Source organism: Thiobacillus thioparus DSM 505 (genome assembly GCF_000373385.1).
GTDB lineage: Bacteria > Pseudomonadota > Gammaproteobacteria > Burkholderiales > Thiobacillaceae > Thiobacillus > Thiobacillus thioparus.
The window spans coordinates 136897-153268 of the sequence record NZ_KB891326.1 but is presented as its reverse complement, the minus strand read 5'-3'; the positions used below and the strand labels follow the sequence as shown (position 1 = coordinate 153268).

Below are 16372 nucleotides of genomic sequence, written 5' to 3'. Positions count from 1 at the left end.
TCTCCACGTTCAAAATCTCTACGGCAAGTCACTTTATTTTCACCTGCACCAGTTCCTCGCCATCCGGATCGGTCACGTGGACGGCACAGGCAATGCAAGGATCAAAGGAATGGATGGTGCGCAGGATCTCGATCGGCTGCTTCGGATCGTGCATCACATGGTTGTCCTGCAGCGCCGCCTCGTAGGCGCCTGGCTGGCCTTGCATGTCGCGCGGGCCGGCGTTCCAGGTGCTCGGCACCACGGCCTGGTAGTTGCTGATCTTGCCGTCGTCGACGACGATCCAGTGGCTCAAGCCGCCGCGCGGCGCTTCCATCAGGCCGACGCCTTGCATGTGCTTGGGCCAGGTCGAGGGTTCCCAGTATTGCTCGTTGAAGGTTCGGACGTCGCCGGCCTTGATGTTGGCGATCAACTGGTCGTACCAGCCCTGCATGGCGTCGGCCAGGATCTTCGATTCCAGCGTCCGCGCGGCGGTACGGCCAAGCGTGGAGTACAGCGCATCCACAGGCACGTCCAGGGTCTTCAGCGTGTAGCCCACCAGTTCCTTGGCCTGGGCGTTGCCGCTGGCATACAGCATCAGCACGCGGGCGAGCGGGCCGACTTCCATGGATTTGCCCTGCCAGCGCGGCGATTTCAACCAGGAATATTTTTTGTCGACGTCGAGCTGTTCATACGGCGGTTTCGGCCCGGTGTAGTTGAGTTCCGTTTCGCCCTTGAACGGATGCAGCCCCTTGCCGTCACCCTGGCTGTACTTGTACCAGGAATGGCTGACGAACTCCTGGATTTCGTTGTCCGCATCAAGGTCGATGGGGTGGATCTTGGTGAGGTCGCGGTTGAGGATGACGCCGCGCGGAATCAGGTAGGAGTCGGTGTCCCAGAAACCCTTCGAGGGCAGGTCGCCGAACGACAGGAAGTTGCCGAGGCCTTCTCCCCGCCCTGCCCAGTCCTTGTAGAAACCGGCGATGGCGAGCGTGTCGGGCACGTAGACCTGGTCGACGAACTCGCGCATCTGCCGGATGACATTCTGTATCGTCTGCAACCCCACCTCGTTGAGCGCGGTGCCACCCTGGCCGCCGTGGAAATGCGGTCCCTTGCCCTGGCCGGCGCCAATCTGCACGGAAATGGCCGAGGGCACGCCGCCCACCACGAAGTTGGGATGCGGGTTCTTGCCGCCGAAGATGGTGTGCAGCTTGACCACGTCGCGCTGCCAAGCGAGCGCATCGAGGTAGTGCGCCACCGCCATCAGGTTGGCTTCCGGCGGCAGCTTGTAGGCGGGGTGGCCCCAGTAGGCATTGGCGAAAATGCCGAGCTGGCCCTGCTCGACGAAGGTCTTCACTTTCTTCTGCACGTCGGCGAAGTAGCCCGGCGACGATTTCGAATAGCCGGAGATCGATTGCGCCAGTGCCGAGGTGGCCTTGGGGTCGGCCTTCAGCGCCGACACCACGTCGACCCAGTCGAGCGCGTGCAGATGATAGAAGTGCATCACGTGGTCGTGCACGTATTGCGCCGCGATCATCAGGTTGCGGATCAGCTCGGCATTGTGAGGAATGCTGTAGCTGGGGATGGCGCGGTGCAGCGCGTCTTCCACCGAACGCACCGAGGCGATGCCGTGAACGAGGGTACAGACGCCGCAGATGCGCTGGGCAAACGCCCAGGCGTCGCGCGGGTCGCGGCCGCGCAGGATGATCTCGATGCCGCGCACCATGGTGCCGGCCGAATACGCGTGGGTGATCTTGCCGCTGGCGTCGGTTTCGGCCTCGATGCGCAGGTGACCCTCGATGCGGGTGATGGGGTCGACGACGACGCGTTGTGCTGTGGTCATGTATTCAGTCCTCCAGGTGTTCCGCCAGCAGCTCGGTCAGGCCGAGCAGTTTGGTATTCATTTCGTAATGGTCGAACCCTTCCTCGATCGTGATACGGCAGTTGGCGCAGAATGTCACCATGGTGTCGACGCCCGCTTCCTCGATCTGCCGCTTCTTGATCTTGAAAGCCTTGGCGCGCAGCGCTTCCGCCTCCTCGGTGTGGATCGCGGAGGCCCCGCCGCCCCCGCCGCAGCACCAGTTCAATTTCTGCTTGTCGGCGATCGGGATGTAGTTCTCCGCGACCTGCTGGATCAGCGGCTCAGGCGCCTGCAGCACGCCGCCGCGACGCACGATCTGGCAGGGGTCGTGCAGGATGAGCGGGTCTTTCAGCTTGTCCTTCATCTTCAGCACGCCCTTCAGGCGCAGTTCGTCGAGCAGTTCCAGCACGTGCACGACATTGAAGCCGAAGGGACGGCCGACCAGGTTGGGGCCTTCCCAGCGGATCGCCATGTAGGCATGGCCGCATTCGGGCGACAGCACGTTCTTCACCTTCAGCTTCTCGGCGGCGTCGACGATGCGCGAGACGATCACCTTGGCGAGGTCGGAGCTGCCGATCTGGATGCCGGCGTTGGTCGCCTCGTAGGCGTCGGACGCGAGCGTGAAGCTGATGCCGGCCTTGTGGAAGATCTTGGCCAGCGCTTCGATGTATTCGGGGTAGTTGACGATTTCCATCGACGACAGCAGCACCAGATAATCGGCACCGGCCTGGTCGACGGGAATCTTCAAGCCGGTGTTTTCTTCGACGTGCTTGAGTACATTGGCGACCGCCGGCCACTTCAGACCCATCGGCCCGCCGAGCTCGACCGTGCGCTTGGTCGCGCTCCGGATGCCATCGGGGACGTGGCCGGACACCGCCATGCCTTCGCGGAACTTGCGCACCATGTAGACGATGTCGTTGCCCACCGGGCAGACCAGCGAACAGCGTCCGCACATCGTGCAGCTGTCGTACACCAGTTCCTGCCACTGGTCGAGTTCGGCGTCGGTCACCGGCTTGGATAGGCCGACCACCTTCTTCAGCCGCCCTAGCAGCGTGTATTCCTGCTCGTAGACACGGCGCAGCGGTTCCAGCTTGTGGATCGGCGTGTACTTTGGGTCACCGGTTTCCGTATAGAAGAGGCAGGCCTCGGCGCACAGGCCGCAGTGCACGCAGCTTTCGAAATAGCTGGCGATGGGCGCGTCGATGACTTCCTTGAGGGCGTGGATGCCTTTTTCGAGTGAGGCGCTCATACCGCTCCCTCCTTGAATAGTTCAATTATTCCGAAGCCATCGTGTCGGTCGCTGCCGGCATTCGCGGCCGGCCGCATCCCCGCCTGGCGGGGCCCCTGCTCCCTGCTCATACGTACGCCCTCCGTCGCGATGTCACTTACACCGAAGCCGGCGCGTCGGTCGCTGCCGGTATTCGCGGGCGGTCGCATCCCCGCAAAGCGGGGCCCCTGCTCCCTGCTCATACCGGCACCCCCTTGTGCGCATTCACCCGGCCGTTGTACCAGCGCGAGCCGAACAGCGTGAAGCCGTGGAACAGCTTGCTGAAAGGCAGCACCACCAGGAGGATCTCCGCGGAGAGGATATGCAGCGCCAGCATCTGGGTGTAGGGCAACAGCAGGTGCTGCGTCGCCATCCACCCCGTCAGCACCGGCAGGAAGGTCACGGTCCAGGTGAACCAGTCCTCGAAGGTGCTGAGGAAGCGCTTGACCGGCTTGTTGATGCGGTCGGCCAGCATCACCACCATCGTTGCCATCGTCACCACGGCCGTCAGACCGATGAACTGCGAGGGCAGCGCTGGCCACGACAGCCCGACAAGGTTCTCGATCAGCAGGATGTGCGGGGCGCCCAGGAACACGATGATCGCCAGCCAGATGTGGAAGATATAGCCGCCGACATAGCTGACCGGCGAACGCTTCAGCATGCCGGGCGGCGGCAACGAACGCCGGAACACCGTATGGAGGCCGGACGCGCCGGCAGCGTGGCGCGGTGCGGCGAGATCCTTCTTGCGGCCGAGCGTATAGATTTCGATCAGGCGCCACAGCACGCCCAGGAGGAAGATGCCGACGGCGATGTCGAGGCCCGGACCCCGGGTCCAGGTCAGAAATTGCAGATCATTCATGCCTATTTCTCCAGGTCGGCCAGCGTGGTGGTCTCATGCGTCGCCTTGGCGGTATTTTTCTTGACCCGGTTGGCGACGCTGACCGCCACTCCAGCGCCGGCGCCAACGACCGCGGCGGCAGCGGCGAATTTAAGCGGGTCGGCCGGCGCCGACAACGCCTTGTAGAAGCTGCCGCCGTCCCAGAAATCGGGCTCGGAACAGCCCAGGCAGCCATGTCCCGATTCCACCGGCCACGAGGTGCCACCGTTCCATTTCACCGTGGCGCAGGCGTTGTGGGTCACCGGCCCTTTGCAGCCGAGTTCGAACAGGCACCAGCCCTGGCGAGCGCCTTCGTCGTCGAAGGTCTTGGCGAATTTGCCCTGGTCGTAGAACGGGCGACGGTAGCAGCGGTCGTGGATGGTGTTTCCATAGAAGGATTTGGGCCGCCCCTTGTCGTCAAGCTCCGGCAGGCTGCCGAAGGTGAGGTAATGCGCCAGCACGCCGGTCATCACCACCGGGATGGGCGGGCAGCCGGGAATGTTGACGATGGGCTTGTCCTTGACGAGATCGGACACCGAGACGGCGCCGGTCGGATTCGGGTTGGCCTTCGGGATGCCACCGAAAGAGGCGCAGGAGCCCACGGCGATGACGGCGGCTGCACCAGCAGCCGCCTCCTTCAGCATGTCCACATTGGAGCGTCCGCCGATGCAGGAATAGGCGCCATCGTGTCCCAGCGGAATCGAGCCGTCGACGATCAGCAGATATTTGCCCGCGTTGTCCTTCATCGCGTTCTGCCGGGCTTCCTCGGCCTGGTGGCCGGCTGCGGCCATCAGCGTCTCCTGATAGTCCAGCGAGATCATGTCGAAGATCATGCCTTCGATGGTGGGGGAGTGCGAACGCGTGATCGACTCGGTGCACCCGGTGCATTCCTGGAACGGCAGCCAGATCACCGACGGCCGTCGCGCAGCCGCCATCGCCTCGGCCATGGCGCGGCCCGCCGTCGGCGGCAAGGCCATCATCGAGGCCAGCGTCGCGCAATACTTGAGAAAGGTACGGCGAGTCACCCCTCGCCGCGCAAGCGTATCGATCAACGGACCCTGCATGATGCGTGCCTCCTGACAAGAAACATTCCCGAACTCTCCTACACCTTAGAGGTCGGATACCAGCAGTTCAAGATATTCCGATCCAATTTCCACATCCCGGGGATGAGCCTTGACCAGATCGGGAACGAATGCCACTTCGATGAATTGCGACGTCACCGCGCCTTGTTCGTTGTGATGCGTGACCCACCACACGCCGGGGCACGCGGTTTCGTTCAGTGTGGATTCGCCATTGGCCTGCAGGGTGACGCCGATTTCACCGGTGCCGAGCTTGTCGCGCAGCCAGTCCAGATCGGCTGGCGTCAGCGGCAGCGCGGACAGATCGATGGCGGATGGCTCGCCAGTCTCAAGCAGGCGCCGCACCATCTCAAGCAATTCGCGCAGAAGCGGCGGCGCATTGCCGGTGAGGCCCGGTTCACCCGGCGGAACGACGTGTATGGGAATGGAATCAAATGACATGGCGCCATGCCCGGATCAAGTCACGGATCGCCGTACAGGCGGGGGGAATGGCGGCCGCGACGGCAGGGGTAGGATGCTCGCCCCAGTCGATGGTCTGCGGCTGGATAGCCAGCATGGCGCGCTTCTCGGGCCAGTGCCCGGCCAGGATGGCGATGACGCGCAGATCGGTCAGCCCCACCTCATGCACCGAGGCCTTGCGATTGCTCATCAGGAATGCATCCATCTCCTCCCCCTCCAGCAATGCCCAGTCACCTGGTTTCGATTTGATATTGGCGGCATCGACGACGATCAGCGCATCGGTCTCCTCGATCGGTCCCGCCAGGGTAAACGAAAGTGTGCCGCCATCGAGCAGGGTCACATCGGGCCAGTTTGCCAGCTCGGGTTCAAGCGCCTGCAGGACATGAATGCCAATGCCTTCGTCGGTGAGCAGGGTGTTGCCGATGCCGAGTACAAGCGTTTTCATCGATTTAATCTACCATTTAAAATTAGAATAACAACCAAGTAATTCACTCAAGCTTCTGATTCTCCATCATTATTTTGTAATATTTCCGATCCGGCACAGGGCCGGCAAATCACATATACTGGTTTGAATGTAGATTCTGGTTACCGCCCATGTGTCTCGCCATTCCGATGCAGATCGAATCGATCGACGGCTTTACCGCCCGCTGCCAGGCCAAGGGCGTATGGCGTGATGTCAGCCTGTTCATGATGCAGGACACGCTGCCGGTCGTCGGCGACTTCGTCATGGTGCATGTCGGCTACGCCATCCAGAAGATCGACGAGTCGGACGCCCGCACGACCTGGGAGCTGCTCGACCAGATCCTGGAGGAAAACGGTGCATGAACTGGCTGTCGCCCAGGCGCTCGTCGAACAGGTGGATGCCGTGATCGATCAGCATCAGGCAAGCCGCGCCATCCTGATCCGCGTGCGCATCGGCCCGCTGGCTGGCGTCGTGCCTGACCTGTTGGCTACGGCTTTTCCACTCGCGGCGGCCGGCCGCCGCATGGATCACGCCGAACTCGAATTCACCCATGCGCCGATCCGGGTACATTGCCAGACCTGCGGCGCCGAGACCGAGGCCGCGATGAATCGCCTGCTCTGCGGCGCCTGCGGCGACTGGCATACTCGAATCCTGTCCGGCGACGAGCTGCTGCTCGAAAGCGTCGAACTCGAAACGGCGCCCGCCCTGCCCCTCGAATCCTGACTCCTGGCCTCTGAAAAATGTGTGATACCTGCGGCTGCAACCTCACTCCCGGCAACAAGCACCTCGCATTCAAGCCCGTTTCCAAGGGCGCGACCGCCGTCTCCGTGCTCAAGGACCTGCTGGCAAAGAACGACGACCAGGCCAGGCATAACCGTACGCATTTCGATCAGCACGGCATCCTCGCGATCAACCTGATGTCGTCGCCAGGCTCCGGCAAGACCGCGCTGCTGGAGGCCACGCTCACCGCACTGAAAAACGAATTCACCTGCGCCGTGATCGAGGGCGACCTGGAAACCGAGAACGACGCCGAACGCATCCGCGCCAAGGGCGTGCAGGCACACCAGATCGTCACCGGCACCGCCTGCCATCTCGATGCCCACCTGGTGCACGATGCGCTGCATCACATGAATCTCGACGGCGTCGACATCCTCTTCATCGAGAACGTCGGCAATCTGGTCTGTCCCGCCAGCTTCGACCTCGGCCAGCATCTCAACGTCACCCTGCTCTCGGTCACCGAAGGCGACGACAAGCCAGCCAAGTACCCGGTGATGTTCCGCGCCGCCGATGCCATGCTGCTGACCAAGACCGACCTGCTGGCCGTGCTCGACGATTTCGACCCGGACAAGGCCGAGGCGCATCTGCGCAACCTCGCCAACCCGGCGCCGGTAATGCGGCTGTCGGCACGCAAGGACATGGGTATGGACGCCTGGCTGACCTGGTTGCGCGAACAGTTTGCGGCACAACGCGCGCGCGTCGCCATCGGGCAATCGCGCCGCCCTGCCATTCAGAGCGACGGCATGAAATATCACCGCGCCACGGCCTGATGGACAACGCCCGCGCCTGGCTGGACAAGATCCATGCCTTCGAATTCGACCGCCCGATCAAGATCATGAACGTGTGCGGCGGCCACGAGCGTTCGATCACCCACGCCGGCATGCGCGGCGCACTGCCGAAGTGGCTCGAACTGGTGCCGGGCCCCGGCTGTCCGGTATGCGTGTGCCCGGAGGAAGACGTCTACCAGGCGATCCGGCTGGCGTTGCATGACAAGGTCATCCTGGTTGCATTCGGCGACATGTTGCGGGTGCCGGTCAATGTAAAAAAAGGCGAGGTGCGCTCTCTGGCCGAGGCGCAGGCCGCCGGCGCCGATATCCGTCCGATCGCCAGCCCCATCGATGCGCGCCGGATCGCGCAAGACAATCCCGATCGCCCAGTGGTGTTCTTCGCCGCCGGATTCGAAACTACCACGGCACCGACAGCCGCCATGCTGGCCGAAGGGATTCCCGACAACCTCAGCATCCTGTTGTCCGGCCGCCTGACTTGGCCGGCAGTCGCGATGCTGCTTGATTCTGGTAGCCCCGGCTTCGACGCGCTGGTCGCACCCGGCCATGTTTCCACGGTCATGGGGCCGGAAGAATGGTCTTTCGTCATCGACCGGCACGAGATTCCGGCCGCAGTGGCCGGCTTTGGCACGGAGTCACTGCTCGCCTCGTTTTATTCCGTGCTGCGCCAGCTTAAAACCGGCGAGCGCTTTCTCGACAATTGCTATCGCGAAGTCGCCCACCCGGGCGGCAATCCGACCGGCCGCCGCCTGCTCGATCACACACTCGAGGTCGTCGACGCCAACTGGCGCGGCATCGGCATCATTCCAAACTCCGGCTACGCGCTGAGGCCTGCCTTTGCACAACACGACGCGCGCCTGCTGTTTCCCGACCACACCGACCCCGGCCGCCGCCGCGCCGGCGAAATGCCACCCGGCTGCGATTGCGCGCAGGTGGTACTTGGCAAGATCTACCCCAACCAGTGCCGCATCTACGGCAAGGCCTGCACCCCGCGCAATCCGGTCGGCCCCTGCATGGTGTCGGACGAAGGCGCCTGCCGCATCTGGTGGGCGGGCGGCGTGCGCGTAGCCGTCGATGCCTGAGCGCGCAGCTCAACACATCACGATCAGCGGACGGGTGCAGGGCGTAGGCTTCCGGCCCTTCGTCTACCGGCTCGCACACCAGCACGACATCACAGGCTGGGTGCGCAACGCCAATGGCGCTGTGGAGATCCACGCCGAAGGTCGTCCCGCGCAACTCCTTCAATTCAGCAACGCGCTTTTGAGCGAAGCACCACCACTGGCGGCGCCCGAGCCGCTCACCATCCGGGACTGTGCAGCGGAACAGATTCAGGGATTTTCCATCCTCGACAGCGCAGCATCGACCCAGGCCTGCCTGAATGATGCATCCTCAAAAACGGCCGATGCAGGGTCCATCCACTTACCCCCCGACGGTTTCGTTTGCGCTGACTGCCTCTCCGAACTGCACGACCCCACCAACCGCCGCCATCGTTATCCCTTTATCAACTGCACCCAGTGCGGGCCGCGCTACACGCTGATCACCGCCCTGCCCTACGATCGCCCCAACACGGCGATGCGCGACTTCGCGCTGTGCGCGGATTGCCGGCAGGAATACGAGAATCCGCTCGACCGCCGCTTTCATGCCGAACCCATCGCCTGCCCGGCGTGCGGTCCGCACCTGCAGTTCGTCTCGGGAGATAAGACGACCGACGGCGACGAGGCCGCGCTGGCCGCAGCCGTCGCCGCACTGCAGTCCGGAAAGATCGTCGCGGTGAAAGGCGTCGGCGGCTACCATTTGATGTGCGATGCCGCGAACGATGTCGCCGTCGCTTCATTGCGTGCACGCAAGTCGCGCCCGGCCAAACCGCTGGCGGTGATGTTCCGCAATCCCGATACCCTGCGCCGTGCCTTGCATATGACACCGGAACTGGCGGATTTCGTGGCGTCGGCCCAACGCCCCATCGTGCTGCTGCCGGAACAGGCAGAATCCGGCCTCTCCGACCTCATCGCACCCGGTCTCGCGGAAATCGGCTGCCTGCTGCCCTACTCGCCGCTGCACGATCTTCTGCTCGCCGATTTCGGCGGGCCACTGGTGGCCACGTCCGGCAATCTCTCCGGCGAACCGGTACTGACCGACAACATGGAAGCGCAAACCCGGCTCGCCCACCTTGCCGACGCCTTCCTGCACCACGACCGGCCCATCGTGCGGCCGGCCGACGACCCGGTTTATCGCGTCATCGCCGGCGTGACGCGGCCGCTGCGCCTGGGACGCGGCAATGCGCCACTGGAACTCCAACTGCCTGCTTCCTTGCCCGAACCCGTGCTGGCGCTCGGCAGCCACATGAAGAACACGCTCTGTCTCGCCTGGGGATCGCGCGCCGTCATCTCGCCGCATATCGGCGAACTCGGCACCGCACGCAGCCAGGACACGCTGGCGCAGATAGCGGCCGATCTGCAAAACCTGTATCAGGTGCGGGCAACACGTCTGATCGTCGACCGTCATCCCGGCTACGGCACGCGCCGTTATGCCCGCGCTGGCGGCTTGCCTGTGTTCGAGGTCTGGCATCACCACGCCCACGCATCCGCGCTGGCCTGGGAATTCCCGAATGTCGCCGACTGGATCGTGTTTGCGTGGGATGGCGTCGGCCTCGGCGAGGACGGCACGCTGTGGGGTGGCGAGGCCTTCACAGGCGCGCCCGCCCGCTGGAAGCATGCCGCCTCGTTCCGACCCTTTCGGCTGCCTGGCGGCGACAAGGCCGGGCGCGAACCGTGGCGCGCCGCGGCGGCACTACTGTGGGAAACGGGACAGCGGGTACCTTTTGCGCCCGAACCCTTGCATCAGGCATGGTCGGCCCGGCTCAACAGCCCCGCCAGCTCCGCCGTCGGGCGCCTGTTCGATGCCGCCGCGGCCTTGTGTGGCGTCTGCACCCACGCCAGTTTCGAGGGCGAGGCACCGATGCGGCTGGATGCGGCCGCGGCCGCATCCACTGGCGATGCCGTCGAGCTGCCGCTCGCGCGCGACCCGCTCGGCCTATGGCGCACCGACTGGGCGCCGCTGCTGCCCATGCTCGGCGACACGGCCCGCCCCGCCGCCGAGCGCGCGGCCCGCTTTCATCTGAGCCTGGCGCAGGCGCTGGTCGAACAGGCGAAACAGTTGCGCACGCAAACCGGCATCCGGTCGGTCGGCCTCACCGGCGGCGTGTTCCAGAACCGCGTGCTTGCGGAAGCCGCGATCGGCCTGCTTGAGCGCGCAGGCTTCAACGCTCATCTGCCCCAACGTGTTCCCGTCAACGATGCCGGATTAAGCTTCGGCCAGGTCATCGAATTCCTTCATCAATAATAAAGACTCTCCATGGACGACACCCGCATCCTTCTCGCACATGGCAACGGCGGCCGCCTGATGCGCGAACTCATCACCGACGTCTTTGCCCGCCATCTCGGCAACCCGCTGCTCGACACCGACGCCGATGCCGTCACGCTACCGCACGTGGACGGCGAGCTCATGGTCACCACCGATGGCTTCACTGTCGAGCCGCTTGAATTTCCCGGCGGCGACATCGGCTCGCTCGCCGTGCATGGCGTGGTCAACGACCTGGCTGTAGCCGGGGCCGACCCGCTTTATTTCACCGTGTCCGCACTCATCGAGGAAGGACTGGAAATCAGTGCGCTCGATCGCTATATCTCCAGCTTTGCGCGGGCTGCGCGACAGAACCATGTTGTCGTCGTGGCCGGCGACACCAAGGTGGTGCGCCGGGGCGAAGGCAGCGGCCTGTATCTCTCCGTCGCCGGCATCGGCGTGCGGCGCGCATCCACCCGGCTGGCGATGGACCGCATCGCACCGGACGACGTGGTGCTGGTATCCGGTCCGGTCGGCGATCACGGCATCGCGGTGATGCTGGCACGCGAGCAGTTCGGCCTGTCCGGCGAGCTGCGTTCCGATTCGGCCTCGGTGCTGCCGCTGACGCGCGCGGTGCGCGACTTTCCCCATCTCAAGTTCATGCGCGACCCGACGCGCGGCGGACTCGCCACGGTGGCCCACGAAATCGCGCGCGCCAGCGGCCACAGCGTGGTGCTCGACCAAAACGCGGTACCGCTGCGTCCGGAAGTCGTGTCGGTCTGTGAAATGTTGGGCTACGACCCGTATTTCCTGGCCTGCGAAGGCCGGGTCGTCGCCATCGTCGACCCCTTCGCAGCCGACGACGTACTTGCCCGCTGGCACGCCCTGCCGGAAGGGCGGGATGCCTGCATCATCGGCCGCGTCGAAACAGGCGGCACACGAGTGATCCTGGAAACCGGCCTTGGCGGCCGGCGCGTACTGGACGAACTGGAAGACGACCCGCTGCCACGGATCTGCTGAAGCGCAGTGTAACGACACTCACGACAAAATGCAGTTTCAACACTTGTGCCGATTGCATTGACGGATAATACCCGGCTTCGCTCACCCCACAGAAACCAAGCCGCATGCAAAAAGAAGTCCAAGAAGCCCCTCAGTACGCCGTCGTGGCGTCGGTTCAGCTCCCAGGGGTGAGCGACATGGAATTTGAAGCCTCGCTGGCTGAACTGCGCGAGCTGGCCAAGACACTGGGATTCACTGTTACCCGCACGTTCACGCAAAAACGGTCCGGCTTCGACTCGACGGCCTATCTGGGCGTAGGCAAGCGGCGGGAGATCCACCATTTTGTTCAGGGCAAACCGGACGACAAAACCGAGCCCGGCGTTCGTTCGCTGAACCCCTTGTATCGCCTCGACACGGTTGTCGAGGGAATGGACGACACGGCGCCGGTCTCGCCCGACCCGATCGACGTCATCTTCGTCGACCACGAGATTTCCCCGTCGCAGGCGCGCCACCTCGAAAACGAAGTCGGCTGCCAGGTGATGGATCGCACCATGGTCATTCTCGAGATCTTCCACCGCAACGCACGTTCCCCCGCTGCGCGCGCGCAGGTGGAAATCGCGCGTCTGGGTTACCTGGCGCCGCGTCTGCGCGAGGCGGCGAAGCTCGCGGGACCACAAGGGCGGCAACGCAGCGGCGTCGGCGGACGCGGGGCCGGCGAGTCGCACACCGAACTGGACAAGCGCAAGATCCGCGACCGCATCGCCGAGCTGCAGAAGGAGATCGCCGCGATGGATGCGGACCGCAAGACCCAGCGTGCCCGGCGGCAAGCGCACCAGGGGCTCGCCAGCGTGGCGCTCGTCGGCTACACCAATGCAGGCAAGTCCACGCTGATGCGCGCACTCACCGGCAGCGAGGTGCTGGTCGCCAACAAGCTCTTCGCCACGCTCGACACCACCGTGCGCACCCTGTACCCCGAGAGCGTCCCGCGCGTGCTGGTCAGCGACACAGTTGGTTTCATCAAGAACCTGCCGCACGGACTGGTCGCGTCGTTCAAGTCCACGCTCGAAGAAGCGCTGGATGCCTCGCTGCTGCTTCATGTCATCGACGCCAGCGACCCCGGGTTCGAACGGCAGATCGAAACCACCGAGCACGTGCTGGACGAGATCGAAGCGCAGGATGTGCCGCGCATCCGGATTTTCAACAAGATCGACCACGTCGGCGACACGGCGGCACAGGCCGAACGCGAAACCGCTCTGCGTGCCGCGTATCCCGGCTGCATCGTGATGAGCGCGCGCCGTCCCGACGATGTCGCCAAACTACACCAGGCGATCGTTGCTTTTTTCCAGCGCGACCTGGTCGAGGCCGAGCTTTTCCTGCCCTGGTCGGCCCAGCAACTGCGCGGGGAAATATTCGCGCGCTGCGAGGTCCTGGCCGAGCGTGCCGACGCTGAAGGCGCGTTCTTCAGCGTGCGGGGCGAGCAGGCGGTTCTGGACAGTCTGCGCGAGCAGCTTGGCCAGACGCATTGAGGAATCGCCGTATCGAGCCCGCCCATCGTTCGCACAATGAAAGTGGTGACTCTTCTTGCGCGTCGGGCAAGCACTCGATTTTTCTTGCATCGCCGCCATCGGAGAGTATGTCGTGCCTTTCCAGATCTTCATCCGACGCCCGATAGTTCTCAACCCCATCATCCTCGACTGAGGAAACCGACAGCTGTCAGGATTTGGCCTGTCTGCGACAGCGATCTGCCCATACGGCCGCTTCCACCCGCGAACGCAGGTTGAGCTTCTTCAGCAGGTGCTTGACGTGGACCTTCACCGTACCTTCGGCGATATTCATGTCGCGGGCGATCAGCTTGTTGCTCTTGCCGCCGACGAGGTGATCGAGAATACGGCTTTCCTGTTCGGTCAGGCCGGCTTCGGCAAGACCGGTCGGACGGCTTTTCTCGCGCAGCGAGGCGACCAGCAACTGTGTCAGACGCTCGCTGATGGTGATCTTGCCGTGCGCAGCCTCGACCAGCTTCTGCATCAGATCCTCTGGTTCCATGTCCTTCAGCAGATAACCGTCGGCGCCGGCCTGCAGCGCTGCCATCAAATCCTCCGCCTGGTCGGACACGGTGAGCATGATGACGCGGGAATCGGAGCCTTCGTCCTTGATCGCCTTCAGTACCTCGACGCCGTTCATATCCTTCATGTTGAGATCGAGCAGGATCATGTCGGGATGCAGGCGCTGCGCCAGCTGGATGCCTTCCTTGCCGCTGGGGGCCTCGCCGACAAAGCGAAATTCGGGGGTGGCCTGGATCAGTTGGATCACGCCCTTGCGGAACAGGGGATGGTCGTCAACGACCAGGATGGTGTAGGTATCGGATGGATTCATAAGGATGGGGGCAATTGTTCGGTAGAAAGAGAAAGAATGTCGCGCCGCGCGGCCGGCATGAAGTGCAGGGTGACGCGGGTGCCGGCGGCAGGAAGGTTCTCGACGCTCAACTGGCCGCCCAGATTTCTGGCCCGCTCTTCCATGATCGTCATTCCATAATGATGCGCCCCTGCTGCCTGACGGACACCGATGCCGTCGTCGGTCACAATCGCCGACACCGACCCGTCGCTGTTGCAGTGAACGCTGATTTCCGCCTGTTGCGCCCGGGCATGATTGAGTACATTGGAGAGCGCCTCGCGCACGATCTGCAGGGCGTGGATTTCCTCGTTGGGCGTGAGCGTGCAGCCGGTCAGATGCACGTCCAGCCTGATGGGAATGCCGCCACGGGCGGTGAATTCATTCACGGTGTCCTGCAAGGCGGCGCCCAGGCCTTCTCCTTCGATACGTAGGCGGAAAGTGGTGAGCAGTTCGCGCAACTGGCGGTAGGCGCTGTTGAGGCCTTCGCGCAACTCGGCCAGAACTTCATGGGCCTCGTTGCCTGCGCCGGGCTGTGACGCCGGGTCCGCAGCAGGCAACAATGGTTTCAACCGGCTGACCTGGATTTTCATGTAGGCGAGCGACTGCGCCAGCGAGTCGTGCAGTTCGCGCGCCAGCGCGGCGCGCTCTTCCAGCAGCGACAACCGGCGAGTCTGCTCGGTACGGCGCGCGGTGCCGATGGCGATGCCGATATGGCGCGATAAGGCCTCAAGCAGCTGGGTCTGCCATTGCGCCAGTTCCTTGCCCGGAGGCATCTCCAGTTGCAGCACCCCATAATGATGTTCGGTATCCTTGAGCGGCAACGTCAGCATGCGACGGCCATCCTGCAGCGCATGGACGGCCAGCGTCCGGTGGGCGAGACATTCGGCGCAACTCATCAGACCGCACTGATTGGGATCGCCGCCGTCTGGGCGCAGCGTACTGGCGATCACTCGCGCACGGGTCTCGCCGGCCTCCACCAGACAAGCTAGGCCGTGTCCGACGCCGAGGACATTCTCCAGATCGTTCAGCAGGATGGCATAGGTGTTCGCTGCCACCGGCCCGTTGTAGAGCCGGGCGATGGAGTGATAGAGCAATTCCAGCGAGCGGTTGGCGATGGTGAGCTCGGCAGTCTTTTCCTCCACCCGCGCTTCCAGGTTCTGATACATCCTGGAAAGGTCCTCGGCCATGTGGTTGAAGGCCTGGCCCAGCCGTCCGAGTTCGTCGCTGCCGGTGTGTTCGGTGCGCACCGCGAGATTGCCCCGGCCGACATTGGCTGCAAATGACAACAGGTCGCGCAGGGGTAGGATCAGGTCGTTGCGTGCCAGATACAGCGTGAGTGAACCGACCAGCAGTGTCATCAGCAAGGCGGCCCCGAGCACCATGCGCAGGACCAGGATTTTCGCTTCGGTATCGCGTTCGATCTGCTTGACCAGGTGATCGATCTTGTCGACGAACCCATTGACCTCCGCGATCAGCGGAGCCTGGTTTGCCATTGCAGACGCGCTGCCATTCAACTCTGCTCTGAAACGCGGTTTCATCTTCTGCCAGGCCTGCAGCACGGTCGCATAGCTGCGCGAGAGTTCGGTTTCGGCCTGCCGTGGCATCAATTCCCTGATGCGGGGGTCGGCCAGAGTAGATTCGAACGTGTCGATCGCATCGCCAAGCCGGGCGGCAGCATTCCCGTCTGTCGACTGCCTGTCCGATAGTACGAGGCTGCTCATCTTGTAGGTCTGCATGCGCAGGCTGCCTGCAAGGTTGATCGCTTCGCCGCTGCCCTGCACCGATTCGGCGATGATGCCCGAGCTGGCCATGCCGAGGATGGCGAAACAGGCGATCAGCGCCAGCGCCCCACCCAGTTTCAGCAGCAGCGAATGCTGCAGGAAGCCACGTTTCTCGTTCATATCCGCCTTAGGGCCGGTTCGGCGTCCGAAAATAAAGAGGTACCTCGAAAGTACCATTTATTCATGATCATGCTAGCAACGATCTGCCGATTTGTTGTGAAAACATAGGCTTAACAATCTTCCGCCATACATCTTTTGGTCGGCGCAGCATGCCGACAACACCGCGATTCAAATCAATATTTGCAGACCTAGAGATCGGAT

General features: G+C 63.4%; 15 protein-coding genes. 7 read left to right on the top strand and 8 right to left on the bottom strand.

The window, feature by feature from the left end; translation table 11 throughout:
* Positions 1–28: 28 nt before the first annotated feature.
* The 6 genes from B058_RS0108500 to B058_RS0108470 all read right to left on the bottom strand — a co-directional run bounded on the left by B058_RS0108500 (position 29) and on the right by B058_RS0108470 (position 5964).
* Complete coding sequence (locus B058_RS0108500) at positions 29–1819, bottom strand: nickel-dependent hydrogenase large subunit (protein WP_018508052.1); 1791 nt, start codon at positions 1817–1819, stop codon at positions 29–31.
* A gap of 4 nt (positions 1820–1823) precedes the next feature.
* Positions 1824–3086, bottom strand: coding sequence for a (Fe-S)-binding protein (locus B058_RS0108495; protein WP_018508051.1), 1263 nt, complete (start codon positions 3084–3086; stop codon positions 1824–1826).
* Positions 3087–3303: 217 nt separating this feature from the next.
* The gene (locus tag B058_RS0108485; RefSeq protein ID WP_018508049.1) at positions 3304–3963 is read right to left on the bottom strand and encodes a hypothetical protein; all 660 of its coding nucleotides are present in this window, start codon (positions 3961–3963) and stop codon (positions 3304–3306) included.
* A 2-nt stretch (positions 3964–3965) separates the two neighbouring features.
* Positions 3966–5045: a hydrogenase small subunit gene (locus B058_RS0108480; protein ID WP_018508048.1), complete on the bottom strand. Its 1080-nt coding sequence runs from the start codon at positions 5043–5045 to the stop codon at positions 3966–3968.
* A gap of 45 nt (positions 5046–5090) precedes the next feature.
* Complete coding sequence (locus B058_RS0108475; RefSeq protein WP_018508047.1) at positions 5091–5501, bottom strand: hydrogenase expression/formation protein; 411 nt, start codon at positions 5499–5501, stop codon at positions 5091–5093.
* Entirely contained in the window at positions 5491–5964 is a 474-nt protein-coding gene (locus tag B058_RS0108470; protein WP_018508046.1) for a HyaD/HybD family hydrogenase maturation endopeptidase, read from the bottom strand. Before B058_RS0108470 ends, B058_RS0108475 begins: the two co-directional genes overlap by 11 nt.
* Positions 5965–6113: 149 nt before the next feature.
* Between B058_RS0108470 and B058_RS0108465 the strand changes: the two genes are divergently transcribed.
* From B058_RS0108465 to hflX, 7 genes are all read left to right on the top strand, one after another.
* Positions 6114–6344, top strand: a complete 231-nt coding sequence (locus B058_RS0108465; protein ID WP_018508045.1) for a HypC/HybG/HupF family hydrogenase formation chaperone — start codon at positions 6114–6116, stop codon at positions 6342–6344.
* A complete protein-coding gene (locus B058_RS0108460; RefSeq protein ID WP_018508044.1) occupies positions 6337–6705 on the top strand; it encodes a hydrogenase maturation nickel metallochaperone HypA/HybF in 369 nt (122 codons plus the stop codon). The genes B058_RS0108465 and B058_RS0108460 overlap by 8 nt, the downstream gene beginning before the upstream one ends.
* Positions 6706–6722: 17 nt before the next feature.
* Complete coding sequence (gene hypB, locus B058_RS0108455) at positions 6723–7529, top strand: hydrogenase nickel incorporation protein HypB (protein WP_018508043.1); 807 nt, start codon at positions 6723–6725, stop codon at positions 7527–7529.
* Positions 7529–8626 carry a hydrogenase formation protein HypD gene (hypD, locus tag B058_RS0108450; RefSeq protein WP_018508042.1) on the top strand — a complete coding sequence of 366 codons (1098 nt, stop codon included), beginning with the start codon at positions 7529–7531 and terminating at the stop codon, positions 8624–8626. Before hypB ends, hypD begins: the two co-directional genes overlap by 1 nt.
* On the top strand, positions 8619–10883 hold the full coding sequence (hypF, locus tag B058_RS0108445; protein ID WP_026240757.1) for a carbamoyltransferase HypF: 2265 nt from the start codon (positions 8619–8621) through the stop codon (positions 10881–10883). The genes hypD and hypF overlap by 8 nt, the downstream gene beginning before the upstream one ends.
* A gap of 12 nt (positions 10884–10895) precedes the next feature.
* Positions 10896–11900: a hydrogenase expression/formation protein HypE gene (hypE, locus tag B058_RS0108440; protein ID WP_018508040.1), complete on the top strand. Its 1005-nt coding sequence runs from the start codon at positions 10896–10898 to the stop codon at positions 11898–11900.
* Between the two features lie 104 nt (positions 11901–12004).
* A complete protein-coding gene (hflX, locus tag B058_RS0108435; RefSeq protein WP_026240756.1) occupies positions 12005–13405 on the top strand; it encodes a GTPase HflX in 1401 nt (466 codons plus the stop codon).
* A gap of 187 nt (positions 13406–13592) precedes the next feature.
* Here the strand turns inward: hflX and narL are convergent, their stop codons facing one another.
* Positions 13593–14252: a two-component system response regulator NarL gene (narL, locus tag B058_RS0108425; protein WP_018508037.1), complete on the bottom strand. Its 660-nt coding sequence runs from the start codon at positions 14250–14252 to the stop codon at positions 13593–13595.
* A complete protein-coding gene (locus B058_RS16685; protein ID WP_018508036.1) occupies positions 14249–16171 on the bottom strand; it encodes a type IV pili methyl-accepting chemotaxis transducer N-terminal domain-containing protein in 1923 nt (640 codons plus the stop codon). The genes narL and B058_RS16685 overlap by 4 nt, the downstream gene beginning before the upstream one ends.
* Between the last annotated feature and the right edge of the window lie 201 nt (positions 16172–16372).